The following is an 18519-nucleotide window of genomic DNA, read 5'->3' as shown; positions in this document are numbered from 1 at the left end:
GGTTGATGAAGAGCACGGCGCGCTCGATGGCGCCGGTGCGGCGGAAGTCGGCCTGGAAGAACTCGGACTCCTCGAAGGTGATGCCCATGGCGGCGAAGATCACGGCGAACTTCTCGCCGCCCTTGCGCGTCTGGGCCTGGCGGGCCACCTGCGCCGCGAGGCGGGAGTGGGGCAGGCCGGAGGCGGAGAAGATGGGGAGCTTCTGGCCGCGCACGAGGGTGTTGAGCAGGTCAATGGTCGAGATGCCGGTCTGGATGAACTCGTTGGGGTAGTCGCGGGCGTAGGGGTTCATCGGGTTGCCGTTGATGTTCACCCACTTCTCGGGGATGATCTCCGGCCCCTTGTCAATGGGGCGTCCGGACCCGTCGAAGACGCGGCCGAGCATGTCCTCGGACACGCCGATCTCCTGCGGCTTGCCGAGGAACTTGACGGTCATCTCCTCGGGCGCCAGGCCGCTCGTGCCCTCGAAGACCTGGACCACGGCCTTGTCGCCGTTCACTTCAAGCACGCGGCCGCGGCGCAGTTCCCCGTTGTCCAGTTTGATGTCCGTGAGCTCGCCGTAGGTGATGCCCTCGACGCCGTCCACCATGGCCAGCGGCCCGATGATCTGTCTTGCTGTGCGGTATTCTCTGGTGACCATGCTTCTTGCTCTCTGCGGTTGGGTTGCGTCCAGTGTCCAGCGTTTCTAGTAGCGGGGAAGGGCCGCGACGGCCTCCGAAACCTGCGCATTCAGCGCGTCAAACTCCTCCAGCCTTTCCTCGGCGATGAGCCGCGCCTTGGAGATGTCCTCCAGCACGGGCAGGGTAAGCAGCGTGTTCAACTCCGCGCCCTGCTCCAGGGCGGCCCGGGCCTCGTCCTCGTAGTGCTGGATGAGCGACAGGAGGCGGTACTGCTTGGGCAGCGACGTGTAGGTGTCGCGGTCGTCGAAGGCGTTCTGGTGGAGGAAGTCCTCGCGCACCATTTTGGCGGCCTGCATGAGCAGGCGGTCGCCGGCGGCCAGGGCGTCCATGCCCACGAGGCGGACCAGCTCCTCCAGTTCGGCCTCGCGCTGCAGCAGGCCCATGGCCCGCTTGCGGGCGGCCTCCCAGCCCGGGGCGACGTTCGCGTTCGCGTAGGCGTCCACCGTCTCCTGGTAGAGGGAGTAGGAGGTGAGCCAGTTGATGGCCGGGAAGTGGCGGGCAAAGGCCAGCTTGTCATCGAGCCCCCAAAAGACCTTCACGACACGGAGCGTGGCCTGGGTCACGGGCTCGGAGAAGTCGCCGCCGGCGGGGGACACCGCGCCGATGAGGGACAGGGTGCCCGCGCGCTTGTCGGACCCGAGGCAGGTGACGCTGCCGGAGCGCTCGTAGAAGGCGGCGATGCGGGAGCCGAGGTAGGCCGGGTAGCCCTCCTCGCCGGGCATCTCCTCGAGGCGTCCGGACATCTCGCGCATGGCCTCGGCCCAGCGGCTGGTGGAGTCGGCCATCAGGGCCACGGAGTAGCCCATGTCGCGGAAATACTCGGCGATGGTGATGCCGGTGAACACGGAGGCCTCCCGGGCGGCCACGGGCATGTTGGACGTGTTGGCCACGAGGACGGTGCGCTCCATGAGGGACTCGCCCGACTTGGGGTCCTTCAGGTGCGGGAACTCCATGAGCACGTCGGTCATCTCGTTGCCGCGCTCGCCGCAGCCCACGTAGACCACGATGTCCACGTCGGACCACTTGGCGAGCTGGTGCTGCACGACGGTCTTGCCGGAGCCGAAGGGGCCGGGCACGCAGGCCGTGCCGCCCTTGGTCAGGGGGAAGAACATGTCCACGACGCGCTGGCCCGTGACCATGGGCACGGACGGCTGCATCTTGCCCGTGACGGGGCGCGGCTTGCGCACGGGCCACCGGTGGACCATGGTGACGGGGACGGGGCCCGCCGCGGTCTCCAGCACGGCGACCTCGGTGTCCACGTTGCCGGTGACGGGGCCGATCTTGGCCACCTTCGCCTCCCCCTTCACATCGGGGGAAACCATGATCTTATGGACGACCAGGATGCTCTCCTTGACCGTGCCGAGCACGTCGCCGGCCACGACGGTGTCCCCAACCTTGGCGGCGGGCACAAAGTCCCACTGGGCCTTGCGGTCCAGCGACGGGCTCTCCGCGCCGCGCACGATGAAGTCGCCGAAGCCCCGGTAGAGCGCGTCCAGCGGCCGCTGCACGCCGTCGTAGATGGACCGGATGAGCCCCGGCCCGAGCTCGACGCTCAGGGGCACCCCCGTCCGGACCACGGGCTGGCCGGGGCCGATGCCCTCGGTCTCCTCGTAGACCTGGATCGAGTAGAGATCGTTCCGGATCTCGATGATCTCGCCGAAGAGCCTGTCGTTGCCGACGCGCACCATGTCGTACATGCGCGCGCCGCGCAGGCCGCTCGCCTGGACGAGGGGTCCGGAAACCTTCACCACCTTGCCGTGCTCATTGCTCATGTTCTTCAGTCCTTGCCTAGCATGTCAACGCCGATGGAGCGCTCGACAGCGCCCCGCATTTCCTGGAAACTAAAATGGGTGCTGCCCTGGTGCGTCGGGATGGTTGTCAGGATGGCCGCGCTCAGCGCGCGGAAATCCTTGAGGGCCTCGGGGTCCAGCGCGGCGGCCGACTCCGTCACCAGCACCAGCGCCACCTCCGGGTCGCGGGCGGCGTGCATCAGCTCCCTCTTGAACGCCTCCGCGCCCTCGATGGGGACCACGGTGACGCCGACGCCCTTGAAGCCCAGGATCAGGCCCCGCTCTCCTATCGCAACCGCCTTAGACATAGCATTCCCGCAACCGCCGCCGCAGCATATCGGGGTCTATCCCGTTGAAGCGGCCGCTGATGACCAGTTTGAGGTTGAAGACCTGGGCCTTCAGCCCGACAAAATATCCGGCAACGCGCTCGGGCCCCATCGTCTGGAGCTTCGCGCCCTTGGCGAAGTTCATGAGCGCGTTGGAGACGTGCAGCTCGAACGCCTGCACCGGGTCCTCGTCGGAGCTCTCCAGCGCCTGGCGGAGGCAGTCGCCCACGGCCCCGGGCACCAGCGCGCCCCAGCCCCGCGGGTCGCCCGCGGAGAGCAGGCCCCGGATGATGTGCGTGTGCTCGCCCAGGGGCGTCACATGGTCCTCCAGCGCCTTGAGCGGCTGGCCCGACCGGGCCGCGCGCCACAGCATGGTGACGGCGCGCGAGAGGACCAGATCGTCCACATAGGCCGTGATCATCGGAATGTCCAGCTCCGCCGCCAGGTCAAGCATGTGGCGGAGGTAGGCCCCGTCCAGCGCGGCGTCGAGCACCGCGCGGGCCGCCGGATCGTCGGAGGGGCTGCCGCCCAGGCGGGCAAGGGTCATCCGCAGATCCTGGGGCAGCCCGCCCACGTCGCCCGCGGCCGCCGCGGCCAGGCGCTCCTCGCTGAAGAGGTTTGCGGGGAAGGGGTAAGATCCGAGCCGCAACAGGGCGCGCTTGAGGTTGAGATAGTCGCCGGGAAGGAGGAACAGCGCGGCCACGGCCCCCGAGGGGCTGTTTTCGCGGACGGCCACCATCTCATGGCGGAAATGCTGGTCCACAATGTCGTTCCACTCCTCCCAGGAGGCGCCGGGGGTGACGAAGTCGCGCAGGGGGGTGTCCTGCAACCGGTGCAGCAGGTCGTCGAGTTTCTCCAACCCGGCGAGGCCCTGAAAGAAGTCCCGGGGGAGCAGGCCGGCCTCGAGGACGCTCACCTGCCCGCAGACGAAACCCCACTCTTCCTTTTCTGTGCTCAGTGTAACCACGTTACCGTTTCACCTGATTTCCGTTCGGCCTGTGGCCGCGGCCCGCCCGCGGCGCTATGATCACTCAAACAGGGCCGCCGCGATTTCGGGCGCCATGTCCCTCTCGATGTCGGCAAGCAGCGTGCCCAGGGTCTGGTCCACCTGGTAGGCCCCCGCGTCCAGCACAAACCCGCCGCGCTCGTCCAGCGGATGCGCGCGGTCGAGCGTCAGCGGCCCGGCCCCGGCGCGGGAGCGGTTGGCCTCGGTGATGAGGGTCTCGAAAACCGCCTCGTCGCTCGGATGCACGCGCACCCGGCCCCCGCCGTTTCCGGCGGCGGCGCGCAGCAGGCCAAACATCGTCCTGCCGTACTCCGCGGCGGGCATGCTCAGAACGGCCGCCTTCGCGGCGGCGAACACCTCGGCGAGACGGGCGTTGCGCGCGGCCAGCAGCTCCTTGCTGTTCGCGCCGCGCGCCCGGATCACCTGCCGGGCGCACTCGTCCTCGACGGCGCGGATGGCGGACTGGTAGCGCCGCTCGCCCTCCTGCTCCGCCGTGTCGCGGGCGGATTTCACCCGGGCCTCGGCGGCGGCGCGCGCCTTTTCAAGGATGCGGTCCGCCTCCTTCTTCGCCGATTCCAGCACTGTCCGACTGATTGCGTCCAAAGCCATGGCACGCAGTCCTTTATATGTGTTGGGTCCGGAGACCTACTTCAGGAAGTTCAGAATCAGGATGCCGGCGAGAAGGCCGACCACGGCGTAGGTTTCCACCATGGCGGGAAGCACGATGGCGCGTCCGAAGTCGGACTCGCGCCGGGACACGAGGCTGATGGCCGCCGCGGAGGCCTGGCCCTGCCAGATTGCGGAGATCATGAGCGCCAGCCCAACGCCCAGGCCGGTGAACAGCAGGGTGACGCCGGCGCTAATCCCCTGGGGGAGGTCGCTCGTCACGATGAGCATCATCATGATGAAGCCGTAGAACCCCTGCGTGCCGGGCAGGGCAAGCAGCACCAGCAGGCGGCCGAAGAGGTGGGGCTTCTCGCTGAGGACGCCCGCGGCGGCCTGGGAGGCCGTGCCGATCCCCTTTGCGGAGCCCGCGCAGCCGAGCCCGACGGCCAGTGCCGCGCCCGCATACGCCAAACCCATGCTCAACGATGTCAGATCCATGTCAACCTCCACTCAAGGTGTCCCGGAAACGCTCCGGCTGTTTCCCGCCCCCGGCACCGGCCGGCGGGCGGAGTTTCATGTGTTCCCGTCTCAGGCCTGCGGGGCCGCGGACTTTTTCAATATTGCGGCGGGCGAGTTGAACCCGAGCGGCGCGAACTCTCGCGAGCCGCCCTCGTAGAACCGTCCGAACCACTCCACAAAAAGCAGGCGCATCGCGTGCACGAAGGCGCCCAGCACATTGATCAGGAAATTGAAGATGTGCGCGAAAATCAGCACCAGCACCGTCAGCACGGGGCCCACCCACGGAATGTCCCAGAGCATCCCCGCGATCATGTTGAACGAAAGCGCCAGGATGCCCGTCGTGAGGCCCAGTGCCAGCAGGCGGCAGTAGGACATCACGTCGCCCAGGAAGGCTGTCAGGCCGTAGGAGCCCACGATCCCGTACAGGCTCATGACGCCCACGCCAGCCTTGGCGAAGATGCTCTTCTCGTCCCGCCCCTGGGTAAGCACCAGCGCCACCGCGCCGCCCCCCAGCAGCACCAGCCCCACCGTGCCCAGAACGGGCGGCATCACCGGCACGAAATTGGCGGCGATCACCAGCACAAAGCCCGTCAGGGTGATGATCCAGAAAAGCCCGTCGCAGACGGCCGATTTGATGTCGCCGTCGCGGATGGACCCGTACATCTTCAGCCCGATGCCGAAGAACTGGTTCGCGATGCCCAGCACCAGGGCGACCCCGAGGGCGGGCATGGTCTTCTGAGACGGGTCCAGCACGGTGACGGCGGCCATGAACCGCGCGAGGATGTTGTCCGGCGGCACGAAGGACGCCTTGTACAGGTCGCCGAAGAAGGACCCCATCAGGAAGCCGAAGCACATGGTGGAGATGCCCGCCCAGAACAGAAGGCGGGCGAAGTTGTTCAGCCCCTCGAAGTCCCGCGTCTTCCGCGCGAGGTATCCGGCGGAAATCGCGAGAATGATGCCGTAGGCCGCGTCGCTGAAGCAGATGCCGAAGAAAATGTAGAAATTGAACATCATGAACGGCGACGGGTCGAACGAGTTGTAGGGGGGAAGGCCGAACATGCCGGTCAGCAGCTTGAAGGGCTGGGCGCCGCCGGTCTCCGTCAGGCTCACCGGCACATCGTCGTCCGGCAGCGGATCGGTGATTTCGCTGGAGGCCCCCGGAAACTCGTCCTTAAGCATGCTGTTGAGGGACGGGATGTCGAGCTCGCGCACGTATCCGGAAAGCACCCCGACCCACTCCCCGTGCATGCTCTGCGTCTCGGCGAGCACACGGCGCTTGCGGCCCTCCCAGAAGGCCTTCAGGACGCGCAGCGCGCGGCGGTGGGCCGACAGCCGCACCGCCCCCCTGATGATCTCCGCGGCCGTCTCGTCCGTGACCGACAGGTCCCCCTCGAGATCCCGGATGCGGTCCGCCGCCTTTCCGTCCATGGCCGGCAGGGGAACCTCCTCGAAGCCCGCGGCCACCAGCAGCTCGCGCGCCGCGGCCTCGTGCTCCGCGGCGAACGCCACCACCTTGCGGAGGGGGGCGTTCTTGCCGGGGGGCGGACCGGGGATGTCCTCGCAGGCGAGCAGCGCGGCGAACTCCGCGGCGGCCGCCGCCTCGGCGAATTTGGCCGGGGAAAACAGCCCGAAAAGCACCCGCACCCGCTGAAGGGCGCGCAGCTCCTTGACAGCCGCGGAAACACCCCGGAAAAAGGCGAGCTCCTCAAGTGTCGCGCGGATTTCCCCGCGCGTGTGCTCGTTCTGGCGGTGCTTCTCGTCCAGCGCCCGCGCCTCGTTGAACACCGCCTCCAGATCGAAATCAGCCAGGGTCCGCTCCAGCTCGCCGGGCTGCACCACCAGCGGCACCGGCGCCAGCCCCTTGATGAAGGACTGCTGCTCGGGCGCGAACGTGTCCACGAGTCCGAGGGCCAGGGCAATCTTCTGGAGAGGGGGGTCACATTCCTCGGTGGAGACGTCCGCGCGCCGCAGGGGCCCGGCCGCGTCCCCGTGCATCGCCGTCACATCGGCGACTTCCATCACGCCGAGGTCGAACAGGCGCTTAAAAACCAGACCGGTGCGGTTCTTTTCGCAGACGACCGTCACTTTTTTCATACGGTCTATGGCCATCGGTCATGCTCCGGTGTTCGCGCCGGCCGCCAGCCGGGCCGCAACGGCCTTCACCTGTGCCCCTGTCTTGTCCGCCGGGATCCGGCCGAGCTTCTCGCCGGCCGCGCGAAACTCCTCCTCCTCCGCCTTCAACTCCCGGGCGATCCTGGCTTCCGCGTCGGCGCGGAAGGCGGCCACCCGCCGTTCCACCCCCGCCGCCACTTCGGCGCGGACGTCGGCGATGCGTTTTTCCGTGTCCGCCTCCAGCCGCTTTGCTTCCGCCTTGGCGGCCTCGACCACTTGGTTTGCCTGCGCTTCCAGCGACAAGACATTATCTATCAGAGACATGGCTGCCGGTTTCCCTTGTAGTGGTTGACCGCGCCCGACCGGTGCCTGCCGCACCGCAACTTGCGAATAATGCCACAACCCCTTGCCGGGGCGGCACTGGACGAGCAACCTGGAGTATATCAGGGTCCCGCGCGGCGGTGCAAAGTTTTCTTTTTGCCCGATTTGAGCGGTTGGGGCCGCCTGTTATTAGCAGAATAAGCATTTGTTTGGCAGGCGGGAGGGGGCGGCTACGCGGGGCATCCCGGCGGACACGGTGTCTGTTCCGCGCGCCGCTGGAACCGGTTGGGGGGCCGTCGCCTTAAGGGGCCGCCGGGGAATTTTTTGACAGGGGGGGCGGAGTATGGTAAACTACCCAGTCGCATCCCAGAAGGAGAGGTCTGTCTTTGTCAACAAACATCCGGTTCAGCAGACCAGAAGAGACGGGAACACGACTCCCCTGACAAGACACGACCCCCCCTCACCCCGCGTAACGAAGGAGAAGCTGCATGGCTGTCGCCCACCCGCTTGAACCGCGCAAAGTCCTTGGCAGGATCCCCGACCGGATCGACCTTCCCGACCTCATTGAAATCCAGACGAAGTCCTACGAGGAGTTTCTCCAGTGGGACCTTCCGCCGGACGAGCGGAAGCCGCAGGGGCTTCAGGAGGTCTTCCAGGAGATTTTCCCCATCAGCTCCCCGAACGGGCTGACCAAGCTGGACTTCGTGCATTACGCGTTTACCCCGCCGAAGTACACGATCCAGGAGTGCCAGGAGCGCGGCGCGACCTATGCGGCGTCGCTGAAGGCGCTGCTGCGCCTGACGCGGTACGAGGAGGTGGGGAACAACGAGTTCCGGGAGAAGCTGCTGGTGGAGCAGGAGGTGTTCTTCGGCGAGCTTCCGCTGATGACGCCCGTGGGCACGTTCATCATCAACGGCGCCGAGCGCGTGATCGTGAGCCAGCTGCACAAGTCGCCCGGCGTCTCCTTTGAGAAGCGCCTGCACACGAACGGCAAGACCATCCTGAGCGCGCGGGTCATCCCGTACCGGGGCGCGTGGCTGGAGTTCGAGTACGACCTGAACGACTACCTCTGGGTCATGATTGACCGGCGCAGCAAGCTGCCCGTGACCACGTTCCTTAAGGCCTTCGGGTTCGTGGAGCCCGAGGAGATCCTGTCGCTGTTCTACACGTTCGACGAGGTGGCCGTCTCGCGGGGCAAGTTCAAGGTGAACGGCAAGCCGGCGGCCCAGGAGGAGCTGGTGGGGCGCTGGGTGGCCGCGGACGTGTTCGACCCGGAGACGGGCGAAATCTTCGCGGACGCCGCCCAGGTGCTCACGGAGGCCGCGCTGAACCGCATCCTCAACTCCCACGTGACGGAGTTCCGCCTGCTCAACCCGGTGGAGGTCCAGAAGGACCAGGCCATCGTGCACACCCTGAGCCAGGACAACATCATGACGCAGGACGCGGCGATGCAGGCCGTCTACGCCAAGGTCCGCCCCGGCGACCCGGCGACGCCCTCCACCTACCGCACCTTCTTCCAGAAGCTCTTCTCCGACCCGGCGCGCTACGACTTCGCGGCCGTGGGCCGGTACAAGATCAACCGCAAGCTCGGCCTCAACATTGACCAGGCCACCCGGACGCTCACCACGGACGACATCGTCAAGACGCTCCAGTACCTGGTGCGGCTGCGCGGGGGCGAGGGCGTGCTGGACGACATTGACCACCTGGGCAACCGCCGGGTGCGCGCCGTGGGCGAGCTGCTCGCCAACCAGTTCCGCACGGGCCTGGCCCGCATGGAGCGCACGGTGCGCGAGCGCATGAACTACACGGACGAGGAGCAGCTGACGCCGCAGAACCTGATCAACCCGAAGCCGGTGGGCGCGGTGGTCAAGGACTTCTTCGGCCGCAGCCAGCTCTCGCACTTCATGGACCAGATCAACCCCCTGGCCGAGCTGACGCACAAGCGCCGCCTGAGCGCCCTGGGCCCGGGCGGCCTGAGCCGCGAGCGGGCGGGGTTCGAGGTGCGCGACGTGCACCCCACGCACTACGGCCGCATCTGCCCGATTGAGACGCCGGAAGGCCCGAACATCGGCCTCATGGCCTCGCTGTCCACCTACGCCCAGATCAACCGCTACGGTTTCCTGGAGACGCCCTACTACAAGGTGGAGTCGGGCAGGGTCTCCACGAAGGTGGAGATGCTCTCGGCCTACGACGAGGACAACTACACCATCGCCCAGGCCAACGCGCCGCTCAACGAGAAGCGCGTCTTCGTGAAGAGCCTCGTGTTCTGCCGGCGCCGGGCCGACTACCCGCGCGTGGGCCCGGGCGAGGTGGACTACATGGACGTGTCCACCAAGCAGCTCGTGAGCGTGGCCGCCGCGCTGATCCCCTTCCTGGAGCACGACGACGCCAACCGCGCCCTGATGGGCTCGAACATGCAGCGCCAGGCCGTGCCGCTGCTGCGGGCCGAGTCCCCGCTGGTGGGCACGGGGCTTGAGCACGTGACCGCGCGCAACTCCGGCACCGTGGTCCGGGCCGAGCGCGAGGGCGAGGTGGTCTACGCCGACAGCGAGCGCATCCGCGTGAAGGTGAGCGAGCGCGGCGACAACCCGTTCCGCCCGGACGAGGACGAGTACGTCCTGCGCAAGTACATGCGCTCCAACCAGAACACCTGCATCAACCAGCGGCCGATCGTGGAGCGCGGGGTCAAGGTGGGCAGGGGCCAGATTCTGGCCGACGGCCCCGCGGTGGACCGCGGCGAGCTGGCCCTCGGCCGCAACGTCCTCGTGGCGTTCATGCCCTGGCACGGGTACAACTTCGAGGACGCCATCATCATCAGCGAGGACGTGGTCAAGGACGACGTCTTCACGTCGGTCCACATCTCCGTCTTCGAGATGGAGGCGCGCGACACGAAGCTGGGCCCCGAGGAGATCACGCGCGACATCCCGAACGTGAGCGAGGAGGCCCTGCGCAACCTGGACGACGACGGCATTGTGAAGATCGGCGCCAAGGTGGGGCCGGGCGACATCCTCGTGGGCAAGGTGACGCCGAAGGGCGAGACCGAGCTGGCCCCCGAGGAGAAGCTGCTGCGCGCCATTTTCGGCGACAAGGCCGAGGACGTGCGCGACGCGTCGCTCACCCTGCCCCCGGGCTCCAGCGGCGTGGTGGTGGACGTCAAGGTGGCCAGCCGCAAGGACAAGGCCTCGGACGCCCAGGCGAAGAAGAGCATCACCCAGGAGGCCAGGAAGATCGAGCGCGGCTACGAGGAGCGCATCGCCGACATCCGCTCGACCTTCGAGGAGCTGGTCCACAAGGACATGGTCGGCCTCAAGATCGTCGAGGACGTCATTGACTTCCGGACGGACAAGCTGGAGCTCGAAAAGGGCAAGCGCGTCCGCCCGACGCACCTCAAGTCCCTCGACTACAGCGTCCTGTCCCGCCTGCGGGTGGAGGACCGCGACGTGCAGCAGCGCTTCACGCGCCTGATCAACATGGCCGCCATGGAGGAGGCCAAGCTCATCGCCTACCGCGACGCCCGCATCGAGCGCCTGCGCAAGGGCGACGAGCTTTCCCCCGGCGTCATCAAGGTCGTCAAGGTCTTCGTCGCCAGCAAGCGGCGCCTGTCCGTCGGCGACAAGATGGCCGGCCGCCACGGCAACAAGGGCATCCTGTCCCGCATCGTCCCCCGCGAGGACATGCCCTTCCTGCCCGACGGCACGCCCGTGCAGATCATCCTCAACCCCCTCGGTGTGCCCTCCCGCATGAACGCGGGGCAGCTGCTGGAGACGCACCTCGGCTGGGCGGCCCGCGCCCTCGGCATCAAGGTGGCGACCCCGGTGTTCAACGGCGCCTCCGAGGAGGTGATCCGCCAGCACATGCGCAAGGCCGGGCTTCCCGAGACGGGCAAGATCCAGCTTCGCGACGGCCGGACGGGCGACGCGCTGCACCAGCAGACCTGCGTGGGCCAGATCTACATGATGAAGCTGAACCACCTGGTGGACGACAAGATCCACGCCCGCGCCATCGGGCCCTACTCGCTGGTGACGCAGCAGCCGCTGGGCGGCAAGGCCCAGTTCGGCGGGCAGCGCTTCGGCGAGATGGAGGTGTGGGCCCTGCAGGCCTACGGCGCCGCCTACACCCTGCAGGAGCTGCTGACCATCAAGTCCGACGACATCCAGGGGCGCACGCGCTCCTACGAGGCCATCGTCAAGGGCGAGCGGGAGATTGACCCCGGAACCCCCGAGTCCTTCAACGTGCTGGTCCGCGAGATGCAGAGCCTCTGCCTCGACGTGGTCAAGCTCGTGAAGAAGGAAGGTTTGACGGAAACCGAAGAAGAACTCCTGGAGGACTGAGTCTTGGCCAAATACATTGCGACGACCGGCGACCGTTTTGACGCCATCCAGATGCGCCTCGCCTCCCCGGAGGAGGTGCTGAAGTGGTCGCACGGCGAGGTCAAGAAGCCGGAGACGATCAACTACCGCACCTTCAAGCCGGAGAAGGACGGCCTGTTCTGCGAGCGCATCTTCGGGCCCGTCAAGGACTGGGAGTGCGGCTGCGGAAAGTACAAGAAGATCAAGCACCGCGGCATCACCTGCGACCGCTGCGGCGTCGAGATCACGGAGTCCAAGGTGCGCCGCGAGCGCATGGGCCACATCAAGCTGGCCGTGCCCGTGGCCCACATCTGGTTCTTCAAGACCTCCCCGAGCTGCATCGGCTACCTGCTGAACCTCTCCATCCGCGTCCTCGAGCGAATCATCTACTTCGAGAACTACGTGGTCCTCGACCCGGGCACCACCCCGCTCGCGCGCATGGAGACCATGACCGAGGACCAGTACCAGGAGGCCCGCGCCCAGTACGGCCCCGAGGCCTTCACCGCCAAGATGGGCGCCGAGGCCCTCAAGGACTTCCTCGCCGAGCTGGACCTGGAGGCCCTCAGCGCCGAGCTGCACAACGAGTTCGCCTCCTCCAGCTCCGTGCAGGCGCGCCAGAAGGTCGTCAAGCGCCTCAAGATCGTGGAGGCCCTGCGCAAGTCGGGCAACAGCCCCTCCTGGATGGTGCTGGACGCGCTCCCCGTCATCCCGCCGGACCTGCGGCCGCTGGTCCCCCTGGAGGGCGGGCGCTACGCCACCAGCGACCTCAACGACCTCTACCGCCGCGTCATCAACCGGAACAACCGGCTCAAGCGCCTCATTGACCTGCGCGCCCCCGAGGTCATCCTCCGCAACGAGAAGCGCATGCTCCAGGAGGCGGTGGACGCCCTGTTCGACAACGGCCGCCACGGCCGCACCGTGCTCGGCACGGGCAACCGGCCCCTGAAGTCCCTCAGCGACATGCTCAAGGGCAAGCAGGGGCGCTTCCGCCAGAACCTGCTGGGCAAGCGCGTGGACTACTCGGGCCGCTCGGTCATCGTCGTCGGCCCGGAGCTCAGGCTGCACCAGTGCGGCCTGCCCAAGCGCATGGTCCTCGAGCTGTTCGAGCCCTTCATCATCAACCAGCTCAAGGAGCGCAACATCGCCACCACGATCAAGGCGGCGAAGCGCATGATCGCCCAGGGCAAGGACGAGGTGTGGAACGTCCTCGAGGACGTGATCCGCGACCACCCCGTCATGCTCAACCGCGCGCCGACGCTGCACCGCCTGAGCGTGCAGGCCTTCCAGCCGGTCCTCATCGAGGGCAAGGCGATCCGCCTGCACCCCCTGGTGTGCCGCGCGTTCAACGCCGACTTCGACGGCGACCAGATGGCGGTGCACGTGCCGCTGTTCCCGCAGGCGCAGCTGGAGGCGCATCTGCTGATGATGTCGTCCTCCAACATCTTCTCCCCGTCCGACGGGTCCCCCATCGTCACGCCGAGCCAGGACATCGTCCTCGGCATCGCCTGGATGTCCAAGATCCGCAAGGGGGCCCGGGGCGAGTGGCGCGAGGAGTGGACCGGCAAGAACGGCGAGATCCTGCAGCCCGGCCGCGTGTACCCCGGCCCCGGGCCGGTCGTCCTCGCCCACGAGGCGGGCCTGGTGGGCATCCACGCGCGCATCAAGGTGCTCGTGGAGGGCGAGGTCATTGACACGACGGTCGGCCGCGTGCTGCTGGCCGAGCACCTCCCCGAGGGCATCACGGTCAAGGACGTCAACACGCAGCACGACCAGGGCACCATCGGCAAGGTGATCGCCGCGTGCTACGCCAAGTACGGCCACCACAGGACCGTCGAGCTCCTCGACGCCCTCAAGGCGGTCGGCTTCAAGTACGCCACCGTCTCCGGCATCTCCATCGCCATCGTGGACATGGTGATCCCCGAGCAGAAGCAGGCGGTCGTGGCGAAGGCCGAGGAGGAGGTCGCCCGCATCGAGTCCATGTACCAGAACGGCCTGCTGACCTCCGGCGAGCGCTCCAACAAGATCATTGACGTGTGGACGGCGGCCTCCGAGGCCGTGGCCGCGGCCATGCTGAGGTCCATGGAGGACAACGAGCAGGGCTTCACGGGCATCCACCTCATGTACGAGTCGAAGGCCCGCGGCAGCAAGTCGCAGATCCGCCAGCTCGCCGCCATGCGCGGCCTCATGGCCAAGCCCTCGGGCGACATCATCGAGTCCCCCATCCTCTCCAACTTCCGCGAGGGGCTCACCGTGATCGAGTACTTCATCTCGTCCCACGGCGCGCGCAAGGGCCTCGCGGACACGGCGCTCAAGACCGCCGACGCCGGGTACCTCACCCGCCGCCTGGTGGACGTGGCGCAGGACGTGGTCATCGAGGAGGACGACTGCGGGACCCTGGAGGGCGTCTACCTGGAGGCCCTGATGGACGGCTCCGAGATCGTCGCGCCGCTCAACGAGCGCATCGTCGGGCGCCACGTGCTCGACGACGTGTTCATCCCCGGCGAGAGCGAGCCCGTGGTCGCCGCGGACGGGGAGATCACCGAGGCCAAGGCGAAGCGCATCGCCGAGTCCGGCCTGCAGGGCGTCAAGGTCCGCTCCGTGCTCACCTGCCAGTCGAAACAGGGCGTCTGCGCCAAGTGCTACGGGCGCAACCTGGCCACCGGCAAGCTTGTGGAGATGGGCGAGGCCGTCGGCATCATCGCCGCGCAGTCCATCGGCGAGCCCGGCACCCAGCTCACCATGCGCACCTTCCACATCGGCGGCGCCGCGAGCCGCCAGGTGGAGAACACCGAGATCAAGGCCAACGAGGGCGGCCGGGTCGAGTTCCGCAACATCCGCACGGCGGTCAGCCGCGACGACAAGAACGTCGTGGTGAACCGGGGCGGCGAAATCGTCATCCAGAACGCGGAGGGCAAGGAGGTGCAGCGCGCCCTCGTGCCCACGGGCTGCGAGATTTTCTGCGAGGACGGCCAGAAGGTGCGCAAGGGCCACCTGCTCTACCGGTGGGACCCCTACAACATCTACATCGTGGCCGAGGTGAACGGCACGATCCGCCTCGAGGACATGGTCAAGGGCGTGACGATCCGCCAGGAGGTCAACAAGGAGACGGGCATCGAGGAGATCATCGTCACGGAGCACAAGCACGACCGGCACCCGCAGATCGTGATCTGCAGCCCGGAGAAGTCCTCCGAGATCCTCTCCTTCAGCACCATCCCCCCGCAGACCCACGTCATGGTCAAGGACAACGACATTGTGCGCGCCGGCGACATCCTCGCGAAGACCCCGCGCCAGTTCACCAAGACCAAGGACATCACGGGCGGCCTGCCGCGCGTCGCCGAGCTTTTCGAGGCGCGCCAGCCCAAGCTGCCCGCCATCATCAGCCACATTGACGGCACCGTCGAGCTGAAGACCGCCGCCAAGGGCATGCGCCAGATCGTGATCAACCCGCCGGTCGGCAAGCCCCGCGAGTACCTCATCCCGCCCGGAAAGCACCTCAACGTGCAGTCGGGCGACCGGGTTTACGCCGGCCAGCGCCTCACCGACGGCCCCATCATCCCGCACGACATCCTCGAGGTGCAGGGCGAGGACCATCTCCGCCGCTACCTGCTCGACGAGGTGCAGCTGGTCTACCGCATGCAGGGCGTGCGCACCAACGACAAGCACATCGAGGTCATCGTCCGCCAGATGCTCCGCAAGGTCCGCATCAAGGACGACCCGGGCGACACGCCCTTCCTGGCCCACGAGGAGGTGGACAAGCTCCGCTTCGCCGAGGTGAACCAGGAGACCCGCATGCGCGACGGCCGCCCGGCCGAGGCCGACCCGGTGCTCCAGGGCATCACCAAGGCGGCCCTCAGCACCAGCAGCTTCGTCGCCGCCGCCTCGTTCCAGCAGACCACCCGGGTGCTCACGGACGCCGCCATCAGCGGCAAGCGCGACTACCTGTCCGGCCTCAAGGAGAACGTCATCATCGGCCACCTGATCCCCGCCGGGACGGGAAGCCGCCATTACCAGGCCTCTCGGCCCGTCAGCGCCGTCAAGGAGGACTTCTCCGAGGAGCTCGAGATCGCCGACCTTTCAGAGCCGTCGGCCGCGGGGGAGGCCGGCTGAGACGCCCCCCCGCGGGGGCGCCGCGACAGCGAAACGTTTGGCGCGGCGCCCGCCGGGCGGACACGTCCGACCGGCGGGGCCGCGCATGCTTGGGGGCGGGTCCACCGCCGCAGGGAGAGTTTCGGATGAAGAAAACGCGCCTTTCTCTGGTTGCCGCGGCGCTGGTTGCCGCGGCGCTGGTCGCCGGGTGGGCGGGGGCCGCGCCGGCCCAGTCCCGGCTGGTGGACGGGGTGGTCGCCGTTGTCGGGCGGGAGCCCATCCTCCAAAGCGACCTGCTGCAGGACATCGGTCCCCAGATTCAGAGCATCCGCAAGACCGCCGCCACCCAGGAGCAGTTTGCCGCCGAGGTGGACAAGGCCCTGGCGCAGGCCCTGGAGGCCGCCATTGAGTACCACATCCTCTACCGCGAGGCCGTGGCCGCGGGAATCGAGGTGAAGGACGGCGATGTGGAGAGCCGCCTGAACACCATCCGCCGCGAGTACGAGACCGGCGAGGCCTTCGCCGCCGCGCTGGCCGAGGCGGGCACCACGGTCGGCGAGTTCCGCGAGCGCGTGCGGCGGCAGATCATGGCCTCCGCCGTGGCCATGAGCAGGCGCATCCAGTTCGAGAAGGAGGTGGCGGTCACGGAGGAGGAGATTTCGAGGCATTACCAGGACCACAAGGCCGACTTCGACCATCCCGCCCGGCTGCAGGTCCGGCGCATCTTCCTCCCGGCGAACATGGAGACGGACGCCCGCGCGCAGGCGCGCGCCCGTCTGGAGACCCTGCGCGGCGAGCTTGACCTGGGCGCGGACTTCGCAGAGATCGCCCGGGCGCATTCCGAGGGCCCCGAGGCCCAGGAGGGCGGGCTTGTCGGCTGGGTGAAGGCGGGCGACATGGTGGCCGAACTCGACACCGTGCTTTCCGGCCTCAAGCCCGGCGAGGTCAGCGGGGTCGTGGAGACCGAGTTTGGGTTCCACCTGCTCAAGGTGGAGGCGCGCGAGGACGCCGGCACCACGCCCTACGACAAGGCGCGCCAGGAAATCGAGCCCCTCCTCCGCAAGCAGCGCGTGGAGGAGCGCTACAAGAAATGGATGGGCACCCTGCGCCAGCGCAGCAGCGTGCGGATCATTGCAGCCCTCTGACCATCCGGCCGCGGCGGCGCCTCCGCCGCCCGAAAGGGGCTTTCCGGCCGGGCTGTGACCGCCCGTCCGCGAAAATCTTGATTTCGGCGGCGAAAACGAGGATCATCATAACCGAGGTCTCGGGGAGTTATTCTTCCCCTGGAAAAGCCGAGAAGAAGGTTTCCACAGGTGTGTTGTGGAAACGAAGTCAGCCCGGGGGCGCCCCCCGCGGCGCCCGCAACCCGTAAACAGCAGAAGGACTAGACGCACATGACAAGGATTGCCGACATCAAAGCCCGCGAGATTCTGGATTCCCGCGGAAATCCCACCGTGGAAGTGGACGTGTATCTCGCCTCCGGAATCCGGGGCCGCGCCGCCGTTCCCTCCGGCGCCTCCACCGGCGAGAACGAGGCCGTCGAGCTCCGCGACGGCGACGCCAAGCGCTACATGGGCAAGGGCGTCACCAAGGCCGTGAAGAATGTGAACGACGTCATCGCGCAGGAGCTCATGGGCATGGACGGCCTGAACCAGCGCGAGATTGACAAGACCATGATCGCCCTGGACGGCACCCCCAACAAGGGCAAACTCGGCGCCAACGCGCTGCTCGGCGTCTCCATGGCCGTCGCCAAGGCCTCCGCCGAGGTGCTCGACGTGCCGCTCTACCGCTACCTGGGCGGCGTCAACGCCCACATGCTCCCCGTGCCGATGATGAACATCCTCAACGGCGGCAAGCACGCCGACGGCACCGTGGACTTCCAGGAGTTCATGGTGATGCCCGCGGGCGCCAAGACCTTCCGCGAGGCCCTGCGCATGGGCGCCGAGGTCTTCCACGCGCTCAAGAAGGTGCTCAAGGAGAACGGCTACAACACGTCGGTCGGCGACGAGGGCGGCTACGCCCCCTGCCTCAAGAGCAACGACGAGGCCCCCGAGCTGATCATGAAGGCCGTCAAGGCCGCCGGCTACAAGGCGGGCAAGGACATCTACCTCGCCCTCGACCCGGCCGCCAGCGAAATGGTCAACGAGGCCGAAAAGCGCAAGAAGAAGGGCTACTGCTTCTTCAAGTCCGACCCCGGCCGCTTCGCCTCCAGCGACGAGATGATCGCCCTGTGGAAGGGCTGGTGCGCCAAGTACCCCATCATCAGCATCGAGGACGGCCTCGGCGAGAACGACTGGGCCGGCTGGAAGAAGCTCACCGACGAGCTGGGCGCCTCCGTGCAGCTGGTCGGCGACGACCTCTTCGTCACCAACACCGTCTACCTGGCCAAGGGCATCAAGCAGAACACGGCCAACAGCATCCTGATCAAGGTCAACCAGATCGGCACCATCACCGAGACGCTGGACGCCTGCATGATGGCCCACCGCGCCGGCTACACCACCGTCATCTCCCACCGCAGCGGCGAGACGGAGGACGCCACCATCGCCGACATCGCCGTCGCCGTGAACGCCGGCCAGATCAAGACCGGCTCCGCCTCGCGCAGCGACCGCGTCGCCAAGTACAACCAGCTCCTCCGCATCGAGGAGGAGCTGGGCAGCCAGGCCTGCTATCCCGGCATGGCCGCCTTCAACCTCAAATAGCAACCGGAGCGCGCCGGGGCGGGGG

Annotated in this window: 12 protein-coding genes; 4 read left to right on the top strand and 8 right to left on the bottom strand. The window is 67.5% G+C overall.

The genetic code is table 11. The features are described from left to right. From GXY15_03280 to GXY15_03245, 8 genes are all read right to left on the bottom strand, one after another. Positions 1-640 (bottom strand): V-type ATP synthase subunit B (locus GXY15_03280; GenBank protein ID NLV40237.1); only part of this gene is annotated, 640 nt, incomplete at its 3' end. 45 nt (positions 641-685) lie between these two features. Further along, complete coding sequence (locus GXY15_03275) at positions 686-2452, bottom strand: V-type ATP synthase subunit A (GenBank protein ID NLV40236.1); 1767 nt, start codon at positions 2450-2452, stop codon at positions 686-688. Between the two features lie 5 nt (positions 2453-2457). Further along, on the bottom strand, positions 2458-2778 hold the full coding sequence (locus tag GXY15_03270) for a hypothetical protein (GenBank protein NLV40235.1): 321 nt from the start codon (positions 2776-2778) through the stop codon (positions 2458-2460). After that, the gene (locus GXY15_03265; protein NLV40234.1) at positions 2771-3763 is read right to left on the bottom strand and encodes a V-type ATPase subunit; all 993 of its coding nucleotides are present in this window, start codon (positions 3761-3763) and stop codon (positions 2771-2773) included. The genes GXY15_03270 and GXY15_03265 overlap by 8 nt, the downstream gene beginning before the upstream one ends. A gap of 60 nt (positions 3764-3823) precedes the next feature. After that, positions 3824-4411: a hypothetical protein gene (locus GXY15_03260; GenBank protein NLV40233.1), complete on the bottom strand. Its 588-nt coding sequence runs from the start codon at positions 4409-4411 to the stop codon at positions 3824-3826. Between the two features lie 36 nt (positions 4412-4447). After that, positions 4448-4906 (bottom strand): V-type ATP synthase subunit K, encoded by a 459-nt coding sequence (locus GXY15_03255; GenBank protein NLV40232.1) that lies wholly within the window; start codon positions 4904-4906, stop codon positions 4448-4450. 90 nt (positions 4907-4996) lie between these two features. Then, positions 4997-7036: a hypothetical protein gene (locus GXY15_03250; protein ID NLV40231.1), complete on the bottom strand. Its 2040-nt coding sequence runs from the start codon at positions 7034-7036 to the stop codon at positions 4997-4999. 3 nt (positions 7037-7039) lie between these two features. Then, positions 7040-7363 carry a hypothetical protein gene (locus tag GXY15_03245; protein NLV40230.1) on the bottom strand — a complete coding sequence of 108 codons (324 nt, stop codon included), beginning with the start codon at positions 7361-7363 and terminating at the stop codon, positions 7040-7042. A gap of 485 nt (positions 7364-7848) precedes the next feature. On the opposite strand from GXY15_03245, the gene rpoB reads away from it, so the two are divergent. From rpoB to eno, 4 genes are all read left to right on the top strand, one after another. After that, positions 7849-11691 carry a DNA-directed RNA polymerase subunit beta gene (rpoB, locus tag GXY15_03240; GenBank protein NLV40229.1) on the top strand — a complete coding sequence of 1281 codons (3843 nt, stop codon included), beginning with the start codon at positions 7849-7851 and terminating at the stop codon, positions 11689-11691. Positions 11692-11694: 3 nt separating this feature from the next. Then, entirely contained in the window at positions 11695-15816 is a 4122-nt protein-coding gene (gene rpoC, locus GXY15_03235) for a DNA-directed RNA polymerase subunit beta' (GenBank protein ID NLV40228.1), read from the top strand. A 125-nt stretch (positions 15817-15941) separates the two neighbouring features. Further along, positions 15942-16940 carry a hypothetical protein gene (locus GXY15_03230; GenBank protein NLV40227.1) on the top strand — a complete coding sequence of 333 codons (999 nt, stop codon included), beginning with the start codon at positions 15942-15944 and terminating at the stop codon, positions 16938-16940. 249 nt (positions 16941-17189) lie between these two features. After that, positions 17190-18494: a phosphopyruvate hydratase gene (gene eno, locus GXY15_03225; GenBank protein NLV40226.1), complete on the top strand. Its 1305-nt coding sequence runs from the start codon at positions 17190-17192 to the stop codon at positions 18492-18494. Positions 18495-18519: the final 25 nt, after the last annotated feature.

The sequence above is a fragment of the Candidatus Hydrogenedentota bacterium genome, from assembly GCA_012730045.1.
Classification (GTDB): domain Bacteria; phylum Hydrogenedentota; class Hydrogenedentia; order Hydrogenedentales; family CAITNO01; genus JAAYBR01.
This window is presented reverse-complemented; position numbering and strand designations above follow the sequence as displayed.

Bases quoted from the DNA above. Each gene is read 5' to 3' on its own strand.
- GXY15_03275 (NLV40236.1), bottom strand. From the start codon at position 2,452: ATGAGCAATGAGCACGGCAAGGTGGTGAAGGTTTCCGGACCCCTCGTC.
- GXY15_03270 (NLV40235.1), bottom strand. From the start codon at position 2,778: ATGTCTAAGGCGGTTGCGATAGGAGAGCGGGGCCTGATCCTGGGCTTC.
- GXY15_03260 (NLV40233.1), bottom strand. From the start codon at position 4,411: ATGGCTTTGGACGCAATCAGTCGGACAGTGCTGGAATCGGCGAAGAAG.
- GXY15_03255 (NLV40232.1), bottom strand. From the start codon at position 4,906: ATGGATCTGACATCGTTGAGCATGGGTTTGGCGTATGCGGGCGCGGCA.
- GXY15_03250 (NLV40231.1), bottom strand. From the start codon at position 7,036: ATGGCCATAGACCGTATGAAAAAAGTGACGGTCGTCTGCGAAAAGAAC.
- GXY15_03245 (NLV40230.1), bottom strand. From the start codon at position 7,363: ATGTCTCTGATAGATAATGTCTTGTCGCTGGAAGCGCAGGCAAACCAA.
- rpoB (NLV40229.1), top strand. From the start codon at position 7,849: ATGGCTGTCGCCCACCCGCTTGAACCGCGCAAAGTCCTTGGCAGGATC.
- GXY15_03230 (NLV40227.1), top strand. From the start codon at position 15,942: ATGAAGAAAACGCGCCTTTCTCTGGTTGCCGCGGCGCTGGTTGCCGCG.
- eno (NLV40226.1), top strand. From the start codon at position 17,190: ATGACAAGGATTGCCGACATCAAAGCCCGCGAGATTCTGGATTCCCGC.